The sequence below is a fragment of the Microbacterium rhizosphaerae genome (assembly GCF_034120055.1).
Taxonomy (GTDB): domain Bacteria; phylum Actinomycetota; class Actinomycetes; order Actinomycetales; family Microbacteriaceae; genus Microbacterium; species Microbacterium rhizosphaerae.
On sequence record NZ_CP139368.1, the window covers coordinates 1,385,727 to 1,404,568 of the forward strand.

At 72.1% G+C, this 18,842-nt stretch carries 17 protein-coding genes; 7 read left to right on the forward strand and 10 right to left on the reverse strand.

The genetic code is table 11. From position 1 onward, the window contains the following. Positions 1-33: 33 nt before the first annotated feature. The 3 genes from SM116_RS05965 to SM116_RS05975 all read right to left on the reverse strand — a co-directional run bounded on the left by SM116_RS05965 (position 34) and on the right by SM116_RS05975 (position 3,899). Positions 34-993: a glycosyltransferase family 2 protein gene (locus tag SM116_RS05965; protein WP_320943542.1), complete on the reverse strand. Its 960-nt coding sequence runs from the start codon at positions 991-993 to the stop codon at positions 34-36. A gap of 85 nt (positions 994-1,078) precedes the next feature. Continuing rightward, positions 1,079-2,389, reverse strand: coding sequence for an O-antigen ligase family protein (locus tag SM116_RS05970; RefSeq protein WP_320943543.1), 1,311 nt, complete (start codon positions 2,387-2,389; stop codon positions 1,079-1,081). Between the two features lie 13 nt (positions 2,390-2,402). Beyond that, complete coding sequence (locus SM116_RS05975) at positions 2,403-3,899, reverse strand: O-antigen ligase family protein (protein WP_320943544.1); 1,497 nt, start codon at positions 3,897-3,899, stop codon at positions 2,403-2,405. Positions 3,900-4,128: 229 nt separating this feature from the next. On the opposite strand from SM116_RS05975, the gene SM116_RS05980 reads away from it, so the two are divergent. From SM116_RS05980 to SM116_RS05990, 3 genes are all read left to right on the forward strand, one after another. Then, the gene (locus SM116_RS05980; protein ID WP_320943545.1) at positions 4,129-4,467 is read left to right on the forward strand and encodes a WhiB family transcriptional regulator; all 339 of its coding nucleotides are present in this window, start codon (positions 4,129-4,131) and stop codon (positions 4,465-4,467) included. 62 nt (positions 4,468-4,529) lie between these two features. Continuing rightward, a complete protein-coding gene (locus tag SM116_RS05985) occupies positions 4,530-7,433 on the forward strand; it encodes a glycosyltransferase (RefSeq protein WP_320943546.1) in 2,904 nt (967 codons plus the stop codon). Next, the gene (locus SM116_RS05990; RefSeq protein WP_320943547.1) at positions 7,430-8,842 is read left to right on the forward strand and encodes a DUF5719 family protein; all 1,413 of its coding nucleotides are present in this window, start codon (positions 7,430-7,432) and stop codon (positions 8,840-8,842) included. The genes SM116_RS05985 and SM116_RS05990 overlap by 4 nt, the downstream gene beginning before the upstream one ends. A 9-nt stretch (positions 8,843-8,851) precedes the next feature. Here SM116_RS05990 and SM116_RS05995 read toward each other — a convergent pair whose 3' ends face one another. Then, positions 8,852-9,292 (reverse strand): metallopeptidase family protein, encoded by a 441-nt coding sequence (locus tag SM116_RS05995; protein WP_320943548.1) that lies wholly within the window; start codon positions 9,290-9,292, stop codon positions 8,852-8,854. 115 nt (positions 9,293-9,407) lie between these two features. On the opposite strand from SM116_RS05995, the gene SM116_RS06000 reads away from it, so the two are divergent. Both SM116_RS06000 and ahcY read left to right on the forward strand, forming a co-directional pair. Continuing rightward, on the forward strand, positions 9,408-9,614 hold the full coding sequence (locus tag SM116_RS06000; protein WP_320943549.1) for a DUF3499 family protein: 207 nt from the start codon (positions 9,408-9,410) through the stop codon (positions 9,612-9,614). Between the two features lie 52 nt (positions 9,615-9,666). Beyond that, the gene (gene ahcY / locus SM116_RS06005; RefSeq protein WP_320943550.1) at positions 9,667-11,130 is read left to right on the forward strand and encodes an adenosylhomocysteinase; all 1,464 of its coding nucleotides are present in this window, start codon (positions 9,667-9,669) and stop codon (positions 11,128-11,130) included. On the opposite strand, the gene SM116_RS06010 is transcribed toward ahcY, so the two are convergent. Further along, positions 11,124-11,933, reverse strand: a complete 810-nt coding sequence (locus tag SM116_RS06010; protein WP_320943551.1) for an RDD family protein — start codon at positions 11,931-11,933, stop codon at positions 11,124-11,126. The two genes, ahcY and SM116_RS06010, sit on opposite strands and share 7 nt — an antisense overlap. A 16-nt stretch (positions 11,934-11,949) precedes the next feature. On the opposite strand from SM116_RS06010, the gene SM116_RS06015 reads away from it, so the two are divergent. Continuing rightward, positions 11,950-12,945, forward strand: a complete 996-nt coding sequence (locus SM116_RS06015) for a stage II sporulation protein M (RefSeq protein WP_320943552.1) — start codon at positions 11,950-11,952, stop codon at positions 12,943-12,945. Between the two features lie 6 nt (positions 12,946-12,951). Here SM116_RS06015 and SM116_RS06020 read toward each other — a convergent pair whose 3' ends face one another. Continuing rightward, the gene (locus SM116_RS06020) at positions 12,952-13,749 is read right to left on the reverse strand and encodes an aquaporin (protein WP_320943553.1); all 798 of its coding nucleotides are present in this window, start codon (positions 13,747-13,749) and stop codon (positions 12,952-12,954) included. Positions 13,750-13,959: 210 nt separating this feature from the next. On the opposite strand from SM116_RS06020, the gene SM116_RS06025 reads away from it, so the two are divergent. Continuing rightward, positions 13,960-14,628, forward strand: coding sequence for an MIP/aquaporin family protein (locus SM116_RS06025; protein ID WP_320943554.1), 669 nt, complete (start codon positions 13,960-13,962; stop codon positions 14,626-14,628). 74 nt (positions 14,629-14,702) lie between these two features. Here SM116_RS06025 and SM116_RS06030 read toward each other — a convergent pair whose 3' ends face one another. The 4 genes from SM116_RS06030 to SM116_RS06045 are packed head-to-tail and all read right to left on the reverse strand — an operon-like array spanning position 14,703 to position 18,821. Then, on the reverse strand, positions 14,703-16,004 hold the full coding sequence (locus SM116_RS06030) for a DUF58 domain-containing protein (RefSeq protein ID WP_320943555.1): 1,302 nt from the start codon (positions 16,002-16,004) through the stop codon (positions 14,703-14,705). Beyond that, entirely contained in the window at positions 16,004-16,999 is a 996-nt protein-coding gene (locus tag SM116_RS06035) for an AAA family ATPase (protein ID WP_320943556.1), read from the reverse strand. Before SM116_RS06035 ends, SM116_RS06030 begins: the two co-directional genes overlap by 1 nt. Next, positions 16,996-18,174 (reverse strand): DUF4350 domain-containing protein, encoded by a 1,179-nt coding sequence (locus tag SM116_RS06040; protein ID WP_320943557.1) that lies wholly within the window; start codon positions 18,172-18,174, stop codon positions 16,996-16,998. Before SM116_RS06040 ends, SM116_RS06035 begins: the two co-directional genes overlap by 4 nt. After that, positions 18,171-18,821 (reverse strand): DUF4129 domain-containing protein, encoded by a 651-nt coding sequence (locus tag SM116_RS06045; RefSeq protein ID WP_320943558.1) that lies wholly within the window; start codon positions 18,819-18,821, stop codon positions 18,171-18,173. Before SM116_RS06045 ends, SM116_RS06040 begins: the two co-directional genes overlap by 4 nt. Positions 18,822-18,842: the final 21 nt, after the last annotated feature.

Consider the following 18,842-nt stretch of genomic DNA (forward strand, 5'->3'; position numbering starts at 1 on the left):
CGCACGCCCCATCGCATTCTCAGCCCGCGCCGCTCAGGCCGCGAGGGGAGGCATCGGCTGCCAGGCGGAGTCGCGGGCGATCTTGCCGCCGTCGCGCAGACCCCTCCAGAGGTTCGAGGTTCCGCGCACCTTGCGCTCGACGGCGACGAGGCGGATGAGCTCCTTCGCGAACGTCAACGCGGTGCCGGCCGCGAACAGGGCGGGGCGGTAGACGCCGGCCGAGCGGTAGTACTGCTTGATGATCGCGCGGTTGCGCATGATGTAGTACCGATACGCATCGCTCGAGGCATTCAGGTGGCGGACGCCCATGTCCCACTGGCGGATCTCGCGCGTGCGCCGCAGCACGAAGTCGTCGACGATCACCGAGGTCGTCCGTTGAGAGGCGAGCCAGCCGTACGTCTGGTCGTCCCAATAGATGAAGAAGCGCGGGTCAGGAAGGCCGATCTGCCGGACGATGTCGCGGTGGATGAACATGCCCTCGAAGCATCCACTGTTCATCACCTTGTAGCGCGTCTCGTCGAAGCCGGCAGGCGCGTAGGGGATCGGGATGGCGAGAGGCTCCGCGATGCGGTACTGCCAATAGAACGGGCTGCCGTCGTAGTCGTAGCGGCGACCCTGGATGCTCTTGAAACGCGGGGCCCAGGCACCCATCTTCGCGAGGCCGTCGGGGATGACCTCGACATCGTCGTCCATGAGCCAGATCCAGGTAGATCCGAGCTCGTAGGCGACCCGCATCCCCTCGCTGAACCCGCCCGAGCCGCCTGTGTTCTCGTCCAGGCGGCGGTAGACGATCTCGGTGCCCACCCGTTCGCGGAACGAGTCGACGACGGCGGTCGTGTCGTCGATCGAGGCGTTGTCGACGATGACGACGTGGCCGGGCTTCGGGTCCATGACGGCGATGCTCTCGAGCAGGCGCGTCAGCAGACCCGAGCGGTTGTACGTGACGACGACGATCGTCGCGGATGCCGGATCGAACGGCGTGGATTCAGTCATGCGGGGAGTTTCGGAGGCGAGAGGCATGGCGGAGCACATCCTATCCTGGCGGCCTGTGGCGAAACGGTGAGCGCACTCACCGCCCCTACTCCGTCGGAAGACCCGCAGCCGGCTGGCCGATCTCGATGCGGTCGCGCCACGAGCGGGACTGGCCGGCGCGCGCGGCACACAGGACGAGCATCACCCATCCGGCGCTCATGAGCGTGAAGCTCTCGAAGAGCGAGTCGATGAGCAGGGCGACGAGGATGAGGGGCGTCCACGCGTAGACGACCGACCGACGCTCGCTCGCCACGAGCCAGGACCGCACGAGCGCGATCCCGGCCAGGGTGAGGAAGAGGAGCAGCCCCACCCAGCCGAGCTGCAGCAGCACGTCGATGTAGGCGTTCAGCGCAGACGCGTTCTTGTCGCCCAGCACGAGGTTGATGACGTTGAACGGGAACTGGTCGGGGTCCCACGGCCCGAACCAGCCCCACCCCTGCACGGGGTAGAAGCCGGAGTAGGTGATCGCGGTGCGCCAGAGGTTGGTGCGGATCGAGAAGTCCGTGCCCGCGCCCATGATCTGCACGATGGGCTGCCGCATGAAGTAGGCCGCAATGAGGCCGACGACGACCACGGCGCCGAGGCCCCACTGCAGCGGGGCGCGGCGCGACGGCTCCGCGTGCCGCACGAGCACGAGGACGCCCGCCGCCGCGGCCACCGACACCCCGAGCACCACGACGGTCGGTGAGTCCGAGAGGACGGCGAGAACCCCGCCCAGGACGACCGAGTAGATGGAGAGCCCGGTCGGCACGGAGGACGTCCGCCACTCGATGAGGAACGTGATGAGCGCGATGACCGCGTAGAAGCCGAGCAGGTTGCGCGTCCCGAAGATGCCCTGGACGGGGCCGAGGGCGGCGATATTGCCCTGGATGCCGAGGAACGTGAAGGGGATGTCGAGCAGGATCCCCGACATGATCTCCAGCACGAGGGAGATCGACAGCAGTACCCGCATGACGTCGCCGAGCGCGCGTGCCGTCTGCAGCGTGTCGCGCACGTGGGCGATGACGATCGCGATCACCGCGAGCCCGCCGACGGAGAACCAGCGGATGACGGTGGCCTCGGTGTCCGAACTCCAGAACGCGCTCGCCAGCGCCCACCCGAGGAACGCGATCACGGAGAGCGGGGCGAATCGGGCGAGGGTGATCTCGCGGCGGCGGGCGACGAGCATCCCGATCCCGATCGCGACCAGCCCGAGGATGATCGTGACGTACGTGACGGTGCTGGTCGTGTGCTCGATCGCGTAGCCGCCGAACACGGCCGCCAGGGCGCTCAGCGTGTACGCACGGGCGAGGTCGGCGGAGCGCAGCACCTCCGCGAGGTAGTGCATCGGCCGATGGCCGTGCGCAGGCGTGCTCACGGTGTGCGGGCCATCATGAGCCCGCTCCGGCAGCGCGTGCGGGCGGCTCGGATGCGGGAGCGGGGTCGGCGGGAGCGGATGCCGATCCCCCTGCGCTCTCCGCCGGCGCCATCCCGTCCGCGCGCACGGCCTCGCCGCGCTCGATCGCCGCGCCGACCTCCGCGGCACCCTGGCCGATCACCGGGGCCTGCTTGATCTTGAAGCTGAACATCACGACGAACATCCAGCCCCACAGGATGAGCGGTCCCGACTCGGCGAGCCCCTGGACGAGCAGCACGGCTCCGACGAGCGAGGGGAGGAGGGTGAGGGAGGAGTAGGGGCGGTCGGCGACGAGATCCCATCGCGGCCGGTCGACGGCGAAGAACCAGGCCCGCCAGATGTACGCGAGGTAGACGCCTGCCATGAGGACGATCCCCACGATGCCCAGCTGCATGAAGAGGTCGACCCACATGTTGTGCGCCTGCATGACGGTCTGGCCGTGGTCGATGATCCAGCGGTCGAAGTGCGGGTCGCCCGCGATCCACGGCGAGGCATAGCCCCACCCCGCGAACGGACGCTCCATGGCGCGGGCGATGACCGAGGCCCAGATGCGCTCGCGGCCGGTCAGATCGGAGGATCGACCGAGGAGGGTGAAGAGCTCCTTGCGCCAGACGACGACGGCGAGGAGGCCGCCGATCCCCACGACCGCGTACGCGATGTAGTAGCGCGTGCGCTCGCCCGGGCGCTTCGTCGTGCGCATGAGGAGGATCGTGGCGAGGACGACGGCGACGACGACGGCCGAGAGATAGGTCGTCGCCGACCCGGCGCGGACGAAGAAGAACGCCGAGATGACGATCCACACGATCAGCATCGGGCGGCGCGGGGAGCGCGCGGCGTAGAGGATCGCGAACACGATGATCGCGAGGAGCGCGACGACGCCGAGGAGATTCGCGTTGCCCCAAATGCCCTGCATCCGTCCGGAGTTGAAGATGTTGCCGCGCGACCAGTAGACGATGGGGTCGAAATGCTCGGTCGGGCGCTCGAAGCCGGGGAGCACGGGGCCGCGGACGAAGATCCCGACGAAGAGCTCGAACAGCAGCGACAGGCCCAAGGTCCACTTGAGCGCCGACCCGATGGCCCGCACCAGTTCGCGCCATGTCAGCACCGCGCCGACGAACAGCGCCTGCAGCGTGGTGATCGCGAGCATGAGCCACGTGAGCGCCGAGACGCCCGGCCACGCGGACCACGCGATGGACAGGGTCGCCCACGCGACGTACGCGAACACCACCCACGGCAGGCGCCGCCACTGGATGAACGGGCGGAGCGTCGCCCAGAGCACGATCGTGAGGACGCCGCTCGCGATCGCGACCGCTCCCGCCACGACGGCGCCGAACGCGTTCACCCACGCGACACCGCTCAGGGCGAGGAACAGGACGAAGATGCACCACGCGCGCAGCATGAGGTGGCCGGTCGTCTCGCGGACCGGCGGTGCCGGCGGAGCCGACACGGGGTGCTTGGTGAAGACCGCCATCGTGCACACAGGTTATCGCGGGGGGATGCACGGAATCCTGTGCGGCGTGCCCGGATCGTGACACGCCGACGGCGCGTCATGAAGGTTCAACTGCGGGATGAGGCTTTAATATCCGCGACTTGACCTCTGCGAATCACAACGGTGTAATTATGCGTACCGGCAGAACTGCCGGGGCGGTACCGGGTTCCGGCGGACACGGCACCGGAGTCGTACAGAGGGGGGAAGCGAGATGGGGGTCTCACAATATCGCTCCGGTGCACCTGAGGACTGGTTCGTCGATCCAGTCGACCTCGGCGTTCCCGGTGTGCGGCGTTTGGATGCGGTGCGCAAACCGCGTCCGGAGGACGACGATGCGCTCGCCTGGCAGACCGACGCGCTCTGCGCGCAGACCGATCCGGAGGCGTTCTTCCCGGAGAAGGGCGGCTCCACACGCGACGCGAAGCGCATCTGCACCTCGTGCGACGTGCGGTCGGAATGCCTCGAGTACGCGCTGCGCAACGACGAGCGGTTCGGCATCTGGGGAGGACTGAGCGAGCGCGAGCGGCGCAAGCTCAAGCGTCGCGCGTGATTCACGCTCCGCGGCGCGTGCGCCCCGGGCAGGGCGAAGGCCCCGCATAGTCTGGCGGGGTCATGCCCCCCCGAGTCCATGCCCTCATCGTCGTTCGTCCCGATGGTCGCGCGCCTGCGGCGTTCCATCTGAAGCGCACGCTGCGCGCGGTGGATGCGCAGACCCGTCGCCCCGACGCGGTGACCGTCGTGCTCTGCGGATCGGACGACGCGCTGGTGACGGCCGCCGCATCCGGTTCCGCCTCGATCGTCACCGCGCCCCCCGGCACGACCTTCGCGGCGGCTCTCGACATCGCACGCCGCGCGGGCGACGGCCCGGCCGACCACGACGGCGGCGACGACGTCCGCGACGGCGCGGCCGTCTGGCTCCTCGCGCAGGACACCGCCCCCGAGCCCGAGACGCTCGCGCGACTGCTCGGGGTGCTCGAGCTCGCCCCTTCCGTCATCATCGCCGCGCCCAAGCTCGTGCGGTGGGACGACCGGACGGAGATCGCATCGCTCGGCATCAGCATGACCCGCTACGGACGGGCCGTGGGGCTCTCCGACGGCGAGCTCGACCAGGGCCAGCGCGATGCCGACGAGGACGTGCTCGGTGCGGACGTGCGGGGGATGCTCGTCCGCTCCGGTGCGTGGCAGCGCCTGCGCGGCCTGGACCGCGGGCTCGCGGGCGCCGACGAGGGTCTGGATCTCTCGGTGCGTGCCCGGCTGCTCGGCACGCGGGTGAGCCTCGTGCCGAGTGCGATCGTGGCCGTGGCCGGAGACGGCGCCGCGGGGCTGCCCATCCCGTCGGACGGCACGCGGCGCAGGCACAACGTCTACGCACGGCGGCGTGCGCAGCTCCAGCGACGGCTCGCCTATGCGCCGGTCGTGGCTGTGCCGGTGCACTGGCTGTCGCTGCTGCCGCTCGCGCTCTGGCGGACGATCCTCGCGCTCGTCGCCAAGACTCCCGCGCGCGTGCTCCCGGAGTGGGGCGCTGCGTTCGTGGCGCTCGTGCGCGTGGATCAGATCGCCCGCGCACGTGCCGGCATCCGCCGCACGCGCGAGATCCCGTGGACCAGGATCGCGCCGCTGCGCGTCAGCCGCGCCCAGCTGCGCGAGCGTTTCGACGCGGACGCCGACGACGGGTCCGCGGAACAGGGAGCCGTGCGCGGCGACCTCCGCTTCTTCACCGGTGGGGGAGCCTGGGCCGTGCTGGGGGCGCTCGTGCTGTCCGTCGCCGCCTTCCCCGCGCTCCTCGCGTGGCCGGTGCTCGGTGGCGGCGCGCTGCAGCCGCTGCCCGCGACCGTCGCCAGGCTGTGGGCGGACGCAGCATACGGGCTGCGCAGCACCGGGCTCGACGGTGCGATGCCCGCAGACCCGTACGCCGGGGTCATCGCGGCCATCGGATCGCTCTCGCCCGCCGATCCCTCGCGCGCCATGGTGCTGCTGTGGATCCTGGCGCTGCCCCTCGCCGTGCTCGGCGGCTGGTTCGCCGCGACCCGGCTCACGGAGCGGCCGCTCCTGCGCATCCTGGCCGGCGCCGCATGGGCGCTCGCCCCCACCTTCCTCGCCGCGCTCGTCGACGGGCGACCCACGGGCGTCCTGGTGCATCTGCTGCTCCCGTGGGCGCTGTTCGCCGGCTCCGTCGCGCACCGGTCGTGGGCGGCCGCGGGGGCGGCATCCATCGTCGTCGCGGCGGTCGTCGCCTGCTCGCCGTCGCTCGCGCCCGCTGTCATCGTCATCTGGCTCGGCATGATCGTGCTGACGGCGGTCGTGCGCTCCGGGCGCGGGCTGTCGCGCGTGCTGTGGCTCGTCGTGCCGACGGTGTTCGTCGCACTGCCGCTGGTCTGGCATCAGCTGCGGGTGGGGAATCCGTGGGGGCTCCTCGCCGATCCGGGTCTCACGTGGGCGGGTCCCCAAGCAGCGTCATCCGTCCACGGTCGCGCGCTGCTCGCCGCCGGGTTCCCGACTGCCGACCCGGGCGGCTGGGGTGCGCTCCTGCACGAATGGGGCCGGGGCACGGCGACCTGGTGGGTGCCGCTGCTCGTCGCGCCGATCGCCGTCCTCGCGCTGCTCGCACCCTTCACGGCGCGCTGGGCCGCCGGCATCGTGCTCCTCTCCGTGAGCGCGCTCGGCCTCGGCACCGCCTTCGCCGCCGCCGCCATCGCGGTCGCCTCGTCCGCCGACATCGCGGTGGCCATCTGGCCGGGCGCGGGCCTGAGCCTCGCGTGGATCGGGGCGCTCGGCGCCGCCGTCGTGTTCCTCGATGCCGGGCTCGCCGCGCGCGTGCGGCTGCTGCGTACCGGACTCGCCGTGCTCGTGATGGCGGCGCTGGCCGTCGTGGCGTTTCCCGCGCTGACCTCCGCGACTCGCGGCACGACGCTCCTGACCAACGGTCCGGCCTCCACGCTGCCGGCTTACGTGGCCGCCGAGGGGCGTCAGGACGCCCAGATCGGCACGTTCACGATCGCGCCCCTGGACAGCGGCGCCGCGGCATCCGACGTCGTCTGGGGCGGCAGTGAGACCCTCGCCGGCCACTCGACCATCCAGGCGTCGACCCCCACGGCCACCCGGGCGGACCGGGAGGTCGCCGCGCTGACCGCGGATCTCGTGACGAGCACATCGCCCGACGTCGTCGCGCGCCTCGCGGCGCGGGGCATCGGCTTCGTCGTGCTCGCGCCGACCCCGGGCGACGAGTCGGATCAGGCGCGCGCCTTGAGCATGCAGGCGAAGACGGCCCTGGATCAGCGCGACGGGCTCGAGCAGGTGGGCACCACGGAGAAGGGCACGCTGTGGCGCGTCGGGCACGCCGTCGCCGACCGCGCCGCGGCCACCGACGACCAGCGGGGCACGGCCGTCCTCATCGCCGTACTGCAGCTCGGCGTGCTGCTGGTCGCCCTGCTCCTGGCCATCCCGACGCGCGCCTCGCGGCGCGCCGCCCGCCACGCCCCGCGTGTCGTCGGCCCTCGCGGACAGGAGGCGCGATGACCGACCGCCGTATGCTCCGGATCGCCACCACGGGCGCCCGCGTGCTCGCCGGGGTGCTGGCATCCGCCGTCTTCGTCATCGCGGTCGTCACGGCCGTCGCGATCCCGTGGCCGACGCATGCGCAGAAGCCGGTGAGCGTCACCGCGACCCCTGCCCCGACCGACACGGTCCTCGTCTGCGGCGGCCCGCTCCTCGCGCTCGGACGGAACGCGCAGAACGCCGGCGCACTCTCGGTCGCGGCGCCCGAGCGACTGACGACCGCTTCGCCGGCCGGGCAGCCCGCGCCGCGGCAGAGCGCCGTCGAGGTGCCCGACGTCGGCAACGGCGGCGCGCCGGTGCTGACGGCGCCGCCGGTGGGCAGCGCGCGCTCGGTCATCTCGGGAGCGGGTTCGGCCACCGTGCAGTCCGACGACCTCACCGGCTTCGCCGCCTCCGCGTGCCAGGAGCCGAGACTGGAGTCGTGGCTCGTCGGCGGCGCGAGCACGACCGGGGCGTCCGATCTGGTCCGGCTCGCGAACCCCGGCACCGTGCCGGCCACCGTGCAGCTGACGGTGTACGGCGCCTCGGGCGGCCAGGTGCCGCCGGGCGGCACCCTCGTCGTCCCGCCGGGAACCGAGCGCGTCGTGCCGCTGGCCGGCCTCATCCTCGGCGAGCAGGCGCCGGTCGTCCACGTCTCGGCGTCCGGAGCGCCGGTGCGCGCCGCCCTGCAGGCGAGCATCACGCGGACGCTGGTTCCGGGCGGCGTCGACCAGGTGAGCGCCGTCCCGACGGCCGAGCGCACGCAGATCGTCCCGGGCGTGACCGTCGTGGCTGCGCCGGCTCAGGGCTCGAACGACAATCCGACCACCGTGCTGCGCCTGCTGTCCGCGACGTCGACGTCGACCGCGACCGTGACGGTGCTGAGCACGTCGGGTGCCACCGAGTCGCGCCAGAGCGTGCCGCTGCAGGCGGGGGTTCCCGCCGAGGTCGCGCTGTCGAACCTCGCACCGGGGCGGCACACCGTGCGCGTCGACTCGGAGGCCCGGGTCGTCGCGGCGGTCTGGTCGACGACGGGCTTCGCTGCGGGGTCGGACTTCGCATGGTACCCGGCGGCGCCGGAGGTGTCGGCATCCACTCTCGTCACCGTCCCGGACGGTCCGTCGACCGTCCTGTCGATCGTGAATCCGGGCACGAAGCCGGCGGTCGTGAAGCTGACCCCGATGGACGGCTCGGCACCGCGCTCGCTCACCATCCCGGCGGGTCAGACGCTCGACGTCTCGGTCGCGGCGCGCTCATCGTTCACGCTCGAGCCGCAGGCGGGCGCACACGTCCGTGCAGCCGTCACCCTCACGGGCTCGGGTGCGCTCGCCGACATCCCGGTGTGGCCCGGGGAGGCCGCCGCGGCGAGCATCGACGTGTATTCGGGCTGACCGCTCGATTCAGAAGTGGAAGCGCTCGGGGCCGAGGTCCCACGGATCACGGTCGAGATACTCGGCCGCCGCGCGGAAGACGCTCGCCTCGATCACCATCCGCCGGTGCAGGTCGTCGTTGCGGTGCAGGTGCGACAGGCGCTCGATCGGGATGCGGTAGAGGATGATGCGCTTCTCCGCCGTCGAGACCGTCCAGCGCGGGATGCCCTCGCCATCGGCCGCGGGCGGCAGATCGCCGATCTCGAATCGCACGTCGCGCAGGTCCGGCCATGCCGAGCGCAGGAACTCCGCCGCCGTGCCGACGGCGAGGTCGAAGCGGTCGATCCGGGTCTCGAGCGGCGGCAGCGGCGGCCGGACGACCGGGCTGCGCCCCTCCCGCCCGTGTCGCCCGTGCCGCGACGGGCGCGCGGTGGGCGTCGCCGTGGTTCGGCTCGTCCGGCGTCGCAGCATGCGACCATCCTAGGTCGGCCTGACCGCGCGCAGTCGCGTCGCCCGCGCAAGACTCCGCCGGACCGGACGGCGCGGCTGCTCGCCGGTGTCCCGGGCTGCCGCTAGCGTGGTGCCGATGCGCGAGAGACAGTGTTCCAAGGTCGGATGCTCCAAGGAGGCCGTGGCGACGCTGACGTACGACTACGCCGATCAGATGGCGGCCGTCGGGCCTCTGGGGCGCGAGGCCGACCCGCACGCGCACGACCTGTGCGCGATACACACCGAGCGGCTGTCCGTGCCGCGCGGATGGGTCGTCATCCGTCACGAGACCATGCGCATGTGACGGCGAGTGCCGCGCCCTCCGACCTCACGCGCCCGCGTGGGAGAATGGCGGGATGCCGCAGACCGACGTTTCCGCCCGCATCGACTACGCCGTGCGCGATCTCTCCCTCGCGGAGGCCGGTCGCCACCAGCTGCGGCTCGCCGAGAACGAGATGCCGGGCCTCATGGCCTTGCGCGCCGAGTTCGGCGAGAGCCGGCCGCTGCAGGGCGCACGCATCGCCGGCTCGCTGCACATGACCGTGCAGACGGCGGTGCTCATCGAGACGCTCGTCGCCCTCGGCGCGCAGGTGCGCTGGGCGAGTTGCAACATCTTCTCGACGCAGGACGAGGCCGCCGCGGCGGTCGTCGTGGGTCCGAACGGAACGGTCGACGACCCGCAGGGCGTACCCGTGTTCGCGTGGAAGGGCGAGACGCTCGAGGAGTACTGGCAGCTGGCCGACCGCGTCTTCGACTGGACCGCAGAGGGCTTCGACGGCCCCAACATGATCCTCGACGACGGCGGCGACGCCACTCTCCTCGTGCACAAGGGCGTCGAGTTCGAGAAGGCCGGAGCGGTCCCCGAGCCGGCGGCCGACGCATCCGAGGAGTACCGCATCGTCCTCGACACGCTCCGGGCCTCGCTCGCGCGCGACCCGCAGCGCTTCACGCGGATGGCCGACGGCCTGCTCGGTGTGACGGAGGAGACGACGACGGGCGTGCACCGCCTCTACGAGCTCGCGGCGTCCGGCGAGCTGCTCTTCCCCGCCATCAACGTGAACGACTCCGTCACGAAGTCGAAGTTCGACAACGTGTACGGCATCCGTCATTCCCTCCCCGATGGCATCAACCGCGCGACGGACGTGCTGATCGGTGGCAAGACCGTGTTCGTCGTCGGCTACGGCGACGTGGGCAAGGGCGCCGCGGAGGCGCTGCGCGGCCAGGGCGCTCGCGTCATCGTCGGCGAGATCGACCCGATCTGCGCGCTGCAGGCCGCGATGGACGGCTACCAGGTCGCCCGGCTGGACGACGTGATCGGCGACGTCGACATCGTCATCACGGGGACAGGCAACACGCGCGTGGTCACGGTCGACCATCTGCTGTCGATGAAGCACCTCGCGATCGTGGGCAATGTGGGCCACTTCGACGACGAGATCGACATGGCCGGCCTCGCCGCCGTCCCCGGTGTCGAGCGCATCGAGATCAAGCCCCAGGTGCACGAGTGGCGACTGCCGACCGGGCGCAGCATCCTGGTCCTCAGCGAGGGGCGTCTGCTGAACCTCGGCAATGCGACCGGCCACCCGTCGTTCGTCATGAGCGCGTCGTTCACCAACCAGGTGCTCGCCCAGATCGAGCTCTACGCCCACCGCGACGCGTACCCGCTCGGCGTGCACGTGCTGCCGAAGGCGCTCGACGAGAAGGTGGCGCGCCTGCATCTGGATGCCCTCGGCGTCCAGCTGACCGAGCTGACCGAGGAGCAGGCGGCGTACATCGGCGTGCCGGTCGAGGGGCCGTACAAGCTCGACCACTACCGCTACTGACGCACGCCCTTCAGCAGCTCCTCGACGCGCACGCCCTCGAGCTCCAGCGCGCGCTGCTCGCGGGCGCGCCGGACCGCGACGACGGCGCGGACCAAGGTTTCCGCGTCGACGGGAGGCACGGGCGAGGTGAAGCGGACGGCCTCGGCGGCGAGGGATGCCGACAGCCGGGCTCGTGCGGCCGGCTCCATGCGATCGGCCTGACGGACGAACTGCGCGCAGCGGCGCGCGAGCGCATCCGGCAGCCGGGCGACGTCCGCCGTCGCGGCCCACGGCTCGAGTCCGGCGGGAAGACCCGCTCCCGGCGCGGGCAGCTTCGGCGTGCGGGTGCGTTCGCTGTAGGTGCCGGCCGTCAGGTCGCCGAGCCGCTGCGAGCGAGGGGTGAACGCACCGGTGACAGCGGCGACGACGCCGAGCGTCATCCAGATCTCGAAGACGCCGACGAGCGCGCGGATGAACGCGTGCCGGAAGCCGGCGGCGCCCCCGTCGGAGCGCACGATGCGGCCGCCGACGGCGAGCTTGCCGAGGCTGCGGCCGTGCGACAGGGTCTCCACCGTCGTCGGGACGACGACGGTGACCAGCGCGACCACGGCGAGCAGCAGGATGCGGGCGGTGGAGGCGTCGAGGAGACCGATGCTCTGCATCCAGCTCGCCGCCCACGTGAACAGGACCAGCACGGCGATGCTCACGACCATGTCGATGGCGAGCCCGAGCGCGCGCAGGAAGAAGCCGATCGGCTGGACGTCGAGGGCGACGGCCTCGCCGGTCAGGATCTCGTCCTGTGCGATCGCGACCGGTGCGGGCATGGCTACAGTAAACCGCATGGACCTCGACGCCCTGGTCGCCGTGCGCCGCGACGAGTGGGCGCGCCTGGACGAGCTCGGTCGCAGGCGCCGCCTCAGCGGGGAGGAGGTCGACGAGTTGGTCACGCGGTACCGCGCCGCCTCGGCCGATCTGGCGGACATCAAGACGTCGGCCGGCCGGACCGTCGCGGGCGATCATGTCTCCACGATCCTGGCGCGGGCGCGCCTGCGTCTGACGGGTTCGCCGGACAACGTCCTGCGGCAGCTGCCCCGCTTCTTCGGCCACCAGCTGCCGGCGGCGCTCTACCGCGTGCGCTGGACCACGCTGGCCATCGCGGTCGGGTTCGGGATCGTCGCATCCCTCATGGCCTTCTGGATCTCACAGGATGCCGCGACCCTCGCCGCGCTCGGCTCGAGGGCGCAGCTGCAGAAGCTCGCCGAGCAGGACTTCGTCGACTACTACCGCGAGAACCCCAACGGCGTCTTCGCCGCGACGGTGTGGACGAACAACGCCTGGATCGCCGTGCAGTGCGTGCTCTTCGGGATCACGGGCATCTGGCCGGTCTACGTCGTGATGCAGAACGCCGTCGGTGTCGGCTCGACGTCGGCCGTCATGATCGCCTTCGGCAAGGGCGACATCCTGCTGCAGTTCATCGCGCCGCACGGGCTGCTCGAGCTCACGAGCATCTTCGTCGCGGCGGCCGCCGGGCTCCACCTGTTCTGGGCGTGGGTCGCGCCCGGTCGGCGACCGAGGGGAGAGGCCCTGGCCTCTGCGGGACGCTCGCTCGCGACCATCGCCGTGGGCGTCATCGGCACCCTCGCCGTCTCGGGCGCGATCGAGGGCTTCGTGACCCCGCGGGAGTGGCCGTGGCAGGTCAAGCTGGCGATCGGCGCGACGGCGCTCGCCGCCTTCCTCGTCTACATGCTCGTCGTCGGAGGACGTGCGTACCGCGCGGGCGAGTCCGGCGACCTGACCGAGTACGAGCGCGGGACCGAGCGCCTCGTCGCCGGCTGACCGCCCTCAGTCGGCGGTGACACCGCCGTCGGCAGGCAGGTCGAAGAGCGCGCGGTAGGCGAAGCCGGCGACGAGTGCGCCGACGATCGGGAAGACGATGAACACCCAGAGCTGCGCGAGCGCCTCGCCGCCGCCGTAGATCGCGGTGGCGATCGACCGGGCGGGGTTGAGCGACGTGTAGTCGATCGGGATCGTCGCCAGGTGGATGACGGTCAGGGTGAGCCCGATCGCCACGCCGGCCAGGCGCGTGCCGCGGGCGGGGTGGGTGACGCCCAGGAAGACGATCACGAACAGGGCCGTGAAGAGCAGCTCGACGATCACCGCCCCGCCGAAACCGAATCCCGACGGAGAGTGATCGCCCCAGCCGTTGGAGACGAAGCCGGCGTCCTGGACGGTCTTCAGCCAGCCGACCGGCCCGGTGAGCCCGATGAGCACGATGATCGTCGTGGCGATCGCGGCTCCCACGAGCTGGGCGATGACGTAGCCGGGCACCCGGCGCCACGGGAAGCGGCCGGCGGCCGCGAGTCCCAGCGTCACGGCGGGGTTGAGATGGCCACCGGAGATCGGGCCGAACGCGTAGAAGCCGCCGATCATGGCGAGCCCGACGGCGAAGGACATGCCGAGGAAGCCCACGCCCTTGTCGGCGGCCGCCGTCCCTTCGCCGAACCCTGCGGCGAACAGGGCCGTGGAGATCAGTGCGAGGACGAGCAGGAACGATCCGAACGCCTCGGCGATGAGGGCGCTGCCGGTGCCGCTGCCCGACGCCGAAGGCGAGGCCGGCGCCGTGCGGGGGGAATCGCTCATGCAAGCTCCTTCGGTGAGGCCGGGGAGAGGACCCCGGATAGACGGTAGTGGATCAATCCCTGAGGCGCAGACGCTGCAGCGACAGGAGGCGTCTGCAGGGTCGCGCGGGGCGGCGCGCGTCCCTGGGAAAGCGCTGACAGTCGGCTAGTCTCTTTGCGTACCCTGTGACGCGCCCTTTCCGCGTCTCGTTCTGACAAGAGGAGAAACCTCATGACGGGCACGCTTCGCAGTGCTATCGCCGAGTTGGTCGGCACGTTCATCTTCGCCTTCGCCGTCGTCGGCGCGGTCAACAGCGCCAGTCCCCTCACCCCGCTGGTGATCGGCTTCACCCTGATGGTGCTCGTCTTCGCCACCGGGCACATCTCGGGCGCCCATCTGAACCCGGCCGTCTCGGTCGGCGTCTGGCTTCGCGGCGCCATCAACGTCGCGACGCTGGTCTTCTACGTCATCGCGCAGCTCGTCGGCGCCGCGCTCGGCGCGGCGCTGAGCCTCGCCCTGTGGCCGGTCGCCAAGGCTCCGATGCACATCGCGATCGGTCCGGCCTTCCTCGTCGAGGCGCTCTGGACCCTCGTGCTCGCGTACGTGGTGCTCAACGTCGCGACCTCGAAGGACAACGCCAACAACTCCTTCTACGGCCTCGCGATCGGCTCGACCGTCTTCGTCGGCGCGGTCGCGGTCGGCGGTATCTCGGGCGGCGGGTTCAACCCCGCGATCGCTCTGGGTCTGTCGATCACGGGCCACTTCGAGTGGAGCGCCTATTGGCTGTACTTCCTCGCCCCGATCGTCGGCGCCATCATCGCGGCGATCATCTTCCGGGTGCTGAATGCGGATGACAAGCTGCCGCAGACGGTCGCGGAGGCCGAGTCCGAGCACGCCTGACGCTTGATACGAACCGGTCCGGGCGCACTGCCCGGACCGGTTCGTCGTCTCTGCGGGTCGGCCAGAGCCGACGGTCAGAGCCGGCCGAGGGCCTTGAGTGCGAGGTACCGGTCGGCGATGCGCGGCGGCAGATCGTCGGCGGGTGCCGTGATCGCCTCGGCCCCCGCGCGGCGGATGGCGGCTGCCACGCGGTCGGCGTCGTGATGCGAGCGCTCGCGCGCAGCGGCCCGGTAGACGTCTTCGATGGATGCCGAGCCCGACTCGTCGACCGGATCGTCGTCGGAGGCCGTGCCCACGAGCACGTGCGAGCCGGCCAGCGCCGGGAGGCTCGCGAGGAAGCCGCGCGAGGCCTCGGGCTCGTCCTGCGCGGTCAGCAGCACGACCAGCGCGGGCCGTGAGTGGAGGGAGCGGGCCGCGGCGAACGCGGCATCCCAATCCGTGTCGATGAGCTGTGGTTCCACGGGCGCCATCGCATCCACGAGCGCCGGCAGCAGCGCAGGACCGTCGACCCGACTGACCCGCGCGCGGGGGACCCGGTCGAACAGGACGACATGCACGTGGTCGCCGGCACGCTGGGCGAGCGCGGCGAGCAGCAGCGTCGCCTCGAAGGCGGCGTCGAGCCGCACTCCGTCGCCGACCCGCGCCGCCGCCGTGCGGCCCGTGTCGACCACCACCACGATGTGCCGGTCGCGCTCGGGACGCCACGTGCGGAGCATCGTCGTCCCCGCGCGCGCCGTGGCGCGCCAGTCGATCGATCGGACGTCGTCGCCGCGGACGTACTCGCGCAGGCTGTCGAACTCCGTGCCTGCGCCACGCACCTGGACGCTCGTGGATCCGTCGAGCTCCCGCAGCCGCGCGAGCCGTGACGGAAGGTGCCGCCGCGCGGTGAACGGCGGCAGGACGCGCAGCGCGCCCGGGGCGGGGATGACGCTCTGACGTCCCGCGAGACCGAGCGGACCGCTCGAGCGCACGACCACGAACTCGCTGCGCAGTTCACCGCGCCGCCGGGGGAGGAGCGGCACCGTGTACGTCTCGTGCTCGCCGGCCGCAAGGTCGATGCGGACGCGGCTCGGCGGCGCACCCGCCGTGGGCTGCCAGGCATCCCGCAACAGCCCGCGGATGCGTCGCGATCCTCCGTTGCGAACGCGAAGTCGCGCAGCGACCGGTTCGCCGACGCGCGTGCGCCTGGGCAGGTCGCGGGAGAGCTCCAGGGTGCGGGGCGATGGGGCGGCGACCGCATCCACCCCCGCGAGGAGCGCGCACAGCACGAGCCACCCCAGTGCCGCGAGCCACGCCGGGGTGCCGGCGAGCGAGAGCAGCACGACGGGCACGACGCCGAGGGCGACGAGGATCGGGAGGCGGCCGCTCAGGAACATCAGAGTGGAACGGGGGTCTGCTGCACCACCGCGGAGAGGATCGCATCGACGGACACGCCCTCGAGCTCGGCCTCCGGGCGGAGGCGGATGCGGTGCCGCCACGTGGGCACGAGCATCGTCTGCACGTGGTCGGGCGTGATGCCCGGCGATCCGTTCAGCCACGCCCACGCCTTCGCCGTCGCGAGCAGCGACGTGGCGGCGCGGGGGCTCACGCCGAGCTGCACGGACGGACTCTGCCGGGTCGCCCGGGCGAGATCCACGATGTAGGCGATCACGTCCTCGGAGGCGTCGACGGATGCCGCGGCCCGCTGGGCGGCGAGCAGTTCGGCGGTCGAGACCACCGAGCCGATTCCGTCGAGTTCGCGCGGCCGGAACCCCGCGGCGTGCCGGCGCAGGACGTCGATCTCGGCGTCGCGCACCGGGACGTCGATGAGGAGCTTCAGCAGGAATCGGTCGAGCTGCGCCTCGGGAAGCGTGTAGGTGCCCTCGTGCTCGATCGGGTTCTGCGTCGCCGCGACGAGGAACGGGTCGGGCAGTGCGCGCGTCACGCCATCGGTGGAGACCTGTCGCTCCTCCATGGCCTCCAGGAGCGCGGCCTGGGTCTTGGGCGGGGTCCGGTTGATCTCGTCGGCCAGCACGACGTGGGTGAAGACCGGTCCCGGGCGGAACTCGAACTCCGCCGTCCGCGCGTCGTAGACGAGCGATCCCGACACGTCTCCGGGCATGAGGTCGGGCGTGAACTGGATGCGTTTCGTGTCGAGGCCGAGCGCGCGGCTGAAGGCCCGCACGAGCAGCGTCTTCGCGACTCCCGGCACACCCTCGAGCAGCACGTGGCCACGGGCGAGGAGCGCGATGAGCAGGCCCGTCACGGCGCCGTCCTGGCCGACGACGGCTTTTCCGACCTCGAGGCGGACGCGGTTCATCGCCTCCCGGAGGGACGGGCCGTCGGCCGCCTGCGGCTGGTCGGCGATGGATGCGGGTGCGGGATCGGTCATCGGGAGCCTCCGGGACGGATGGCCGCGTGGAGTGCGGCCTCGAGATCGGTGAGGTCGGCAGCGAGGCGCGCGAGGTCGCGATCGCCGTGGGGGACGGTGTCGTTCAGGATGCCGCGTACGGCGGCGCGGTCGGCTCCCAGCCGCGCGGCGACGGCGTCTGCGAGGTCATCCGGTGCGGTGGCGGGTGCCAGGCCGAGCAGGCGCGCCATCCGGAGTCGCGCGCCGTACCGCAGCTGGTCCAGGGCGTGCGCGGCATCGTGCGAGCGTGCGTACAGCCGCGCGCGCCCCTCCGCGGTCTCGCCAACGCGGACTGTGACGGGCAGATTCTCGGCCACGAGCGGGCCGAAGCGGCGGCCGCGCCAGATCCCGGCGGCGATGCCGGCCACGAGCAGCAGGACGATGACGGGCGAGACCCACGAGGGCGTGAGAGACCCGAGCGTCGGCGCCGCGGCGAGGTCGCTGTCGTCGATCGTGGGCGTGTACCAGACGAGGGTCGTGCGGGATCCGAGCAGCCCGATGCCGAGCGCGGCGTTGCCGTGCTCCGCCAGATGCGCGTTCGACAGGAGCGACACCCCGTCGAGGGATGAGACGGTCGCCGCGTTGCGGGGCACCTGGAGCAGCACGGCGCCACCGTCGGCCGGATAGCACGCCGTGACCCCGACGCCGGCGCGGGCGACCTCGGCGGGAGACACCGTGCCGGCGCGCTGGGCCGTGGGCAGCTCGCAGGCGGGGGCGACGGCGCGGGATGCGAAGCCCTCCGGCGTCGATTCGTGGAAGAGCAGCCGCAGCGAGCGCGCGCGCGGTTCGATGACGACGGTGTCGGCCGCGGCATCCACCAGAGTCGTCAGCGCGCTGTCAGAGAGGTAAGGACTGTCGGGAAGGGCGAGCGTGGCCGCCGTGCGATGCAGCGCGTCGAGGGCGCTCTGCCGGTCTCGCACCACCTCGACCTGCACGCCGTGCTGCTCGAGGATCTGCACGAGCGCCCTGGCTCCGTCGGGACCGGCGGAGTCGGCATCCATCGGCGCCTTCCTTGCCCAGGGCTGGGCGCCGAAGAGGGCGACACCGAGCAGCGCGGAGAGGACGAGGAAGATGCCGATGGCCGTCCAGACCGCGGCGCGGCGGCCCCGCCCGCGGGGCGAGGCCCACGCGGGGCGTGCAGCGGTGGACTGACTCATGCCGTCGCCCCCGCGACGGCCGGGGCCGTGGTCGCGGTCTCGGCGTCGAGCACCCGGTCGTACAGAGCGGAGGAGCCGGGACGGCGCAGATAGCGAACGTCGTCGAAGGCGCCGGCCGCCGACTCGAGCGCCGCGGCGGCGGAGGGGATGCGGCGCCCCGCAGCTCGGGCGAAGCTGTGGGCCGTGGCGCCCGGGCCGGTCGAGACGATGTCGCGCTCGTCGAGCCCCCGCGCGAGAGCGCGGAAGCGGAGGATGACCGCTTCGTCCCACGCGCCGCGCGCGGCGGCCGCATCGGCGGCGCGGCGCAGCTGGGCGGCCGTGCGGCCCTCGGCGTCGCCGAAGAGTTCGCCGGCCGCGCGTCGAGTGCGCAGGGCGGCGCGCGGCCGGCCCCAGATGAAGAAGGCCGCGACGACCACAAGGACGACGACGATCGCGGCGACGACCCCCACCCACCATGCCCACGCGCCGGTCGGCGCGGACGTGAAGAGGTGGGCGAAGAAGTCGGACACCGCCTGCGCGATGCGGTCGGCGAGTGTCGGCTTCGCCGCGGCGTAGACCGGCTGCGCGAGCTCCTCCTGCGCCCATCGGCGCGCCTGGTCGCCGTCCGGCGCCAGGGGCGGGACGTCGTCGGAGAGGAGGACGAGCATCGGGATCATGAGCGCGGCGAG

Excerpts from the sequence above, each read along its gene's own strand:
- SM116_RS05965 (WP_320943542.1), bottom strand. The coding sequence starts at position 993 with ATGACTGAATCCACGCCGTTCGATCCGGCATCCGCGACGATCGTCGTC.
- SM116_RS05975 (WP_320943544.1), bottom strand. The coding sequence starts at position 3,899 with ATGGCGGTCTTCACCAAGCACCCCGTGTCGGCTCCGCCGGCACCGCCG.
- SM116_RS05980 (WP_320943545.1), top strand. The coding sequence starts at position 4,129 with ATGGGGGTCTCACAATATCGCTCCGGTGCACCTGAGGACTGGTTCGTC.
- SM116_RS05985 (WP_320943546.1), top strand. The coding sequence starts at position 4,530 with ATGCCCCCCCGAGTCCATGCCCTCATCGTCGTTCGTCCCGATGGTCGC.
- SM116_RS05990 (WP_320943547.1), top strand. The coding sequence starts at position 7,430 with ATGACCGACCGCCGTATGCTCCGGATCGCCACCACGGGCGCCCGCGTG.
- SM116_RS05995 (WP_320943548.1), bottom strand. The coding sequence starts at position 9,292 with ATGCTGCGACGCCGGACGAGCCGAACCACGGCGACGCCCACCGCGCGC.
- SM116_RS06000 (WP_320943549.1), top strand. The coding sequence starts at position 9,408 with ATGCGCGAGAGACAGTGTTCCAAGGTCGGATGCTCCAAGGAGGCCGTG.
- ahcY (WP_320943550.1), top strand. The coding sequence starts at position 9,667 with ATGCCGCAGACCGACGTTTCCGCCCGCATCGACTACGCCGTGCGCGAT.
- SM116_RS06010 (WP_320943551.1), bottom strand. The coding sequence starts at position 11,933 with ATGCCCGCACCGGTCGCGATCGCACAGGACGAGATCCTGACCGGCGAG.
- SM116_RS06015 (WP_320943552.1), top strand. The coding sequence starts at position 11,950 with ATGGACCTCGACGCCCTGGTCGCCGTGCGCCGCGACGAGTGGGCGCGC.
- SM116_RS06020 (WP_320943553.1), bottom strand. The coding sequence starts at position 13,749 with ATGAGCGATTCCCCCCGCACGGCGCCGGCCTCGCCTTCGGCGTCGGGC.
- SM116_RS06025 (WP_320943554.1), top strand. The coding sequence starts at position 13,960 with ATGACGGGCACGCTTCGCAGTGCTATCGCCGAGTTGGTCGGCACGTTC.
- SM116_RS06030 (WP_320943555.1), bottom strand. The coding sequence starts at position 16,004 with ATGTTCCTGAGCGGCCGCCTCCCGATCCTCGTCGCCCTCGGCGTCGTG.
- SM116_RS06035 (WP_320943556.1), bottom strand. The coding sequence starts at position 16,999 with ATGACCGATCCCGCACCCGCATCCATCGCCGACCAGCCGCAGGCGGCC.
- SM116_RS06040 (WP_320943557.1), bottom strand. The coding sequence starts at position 18,174 with ATGAGTCAGTCCACCGCTGCACGCCCCGCGTGGGCCTCGCCCCGCGGG.
- SM116_RS06045 (WP_320943558.1), bottom strand. The coding sequence starts at position 18,821 with ATGCTCGTCCTCCTCTCCGACGACGTCCCGCCCCTGGCGCCGGACGGC.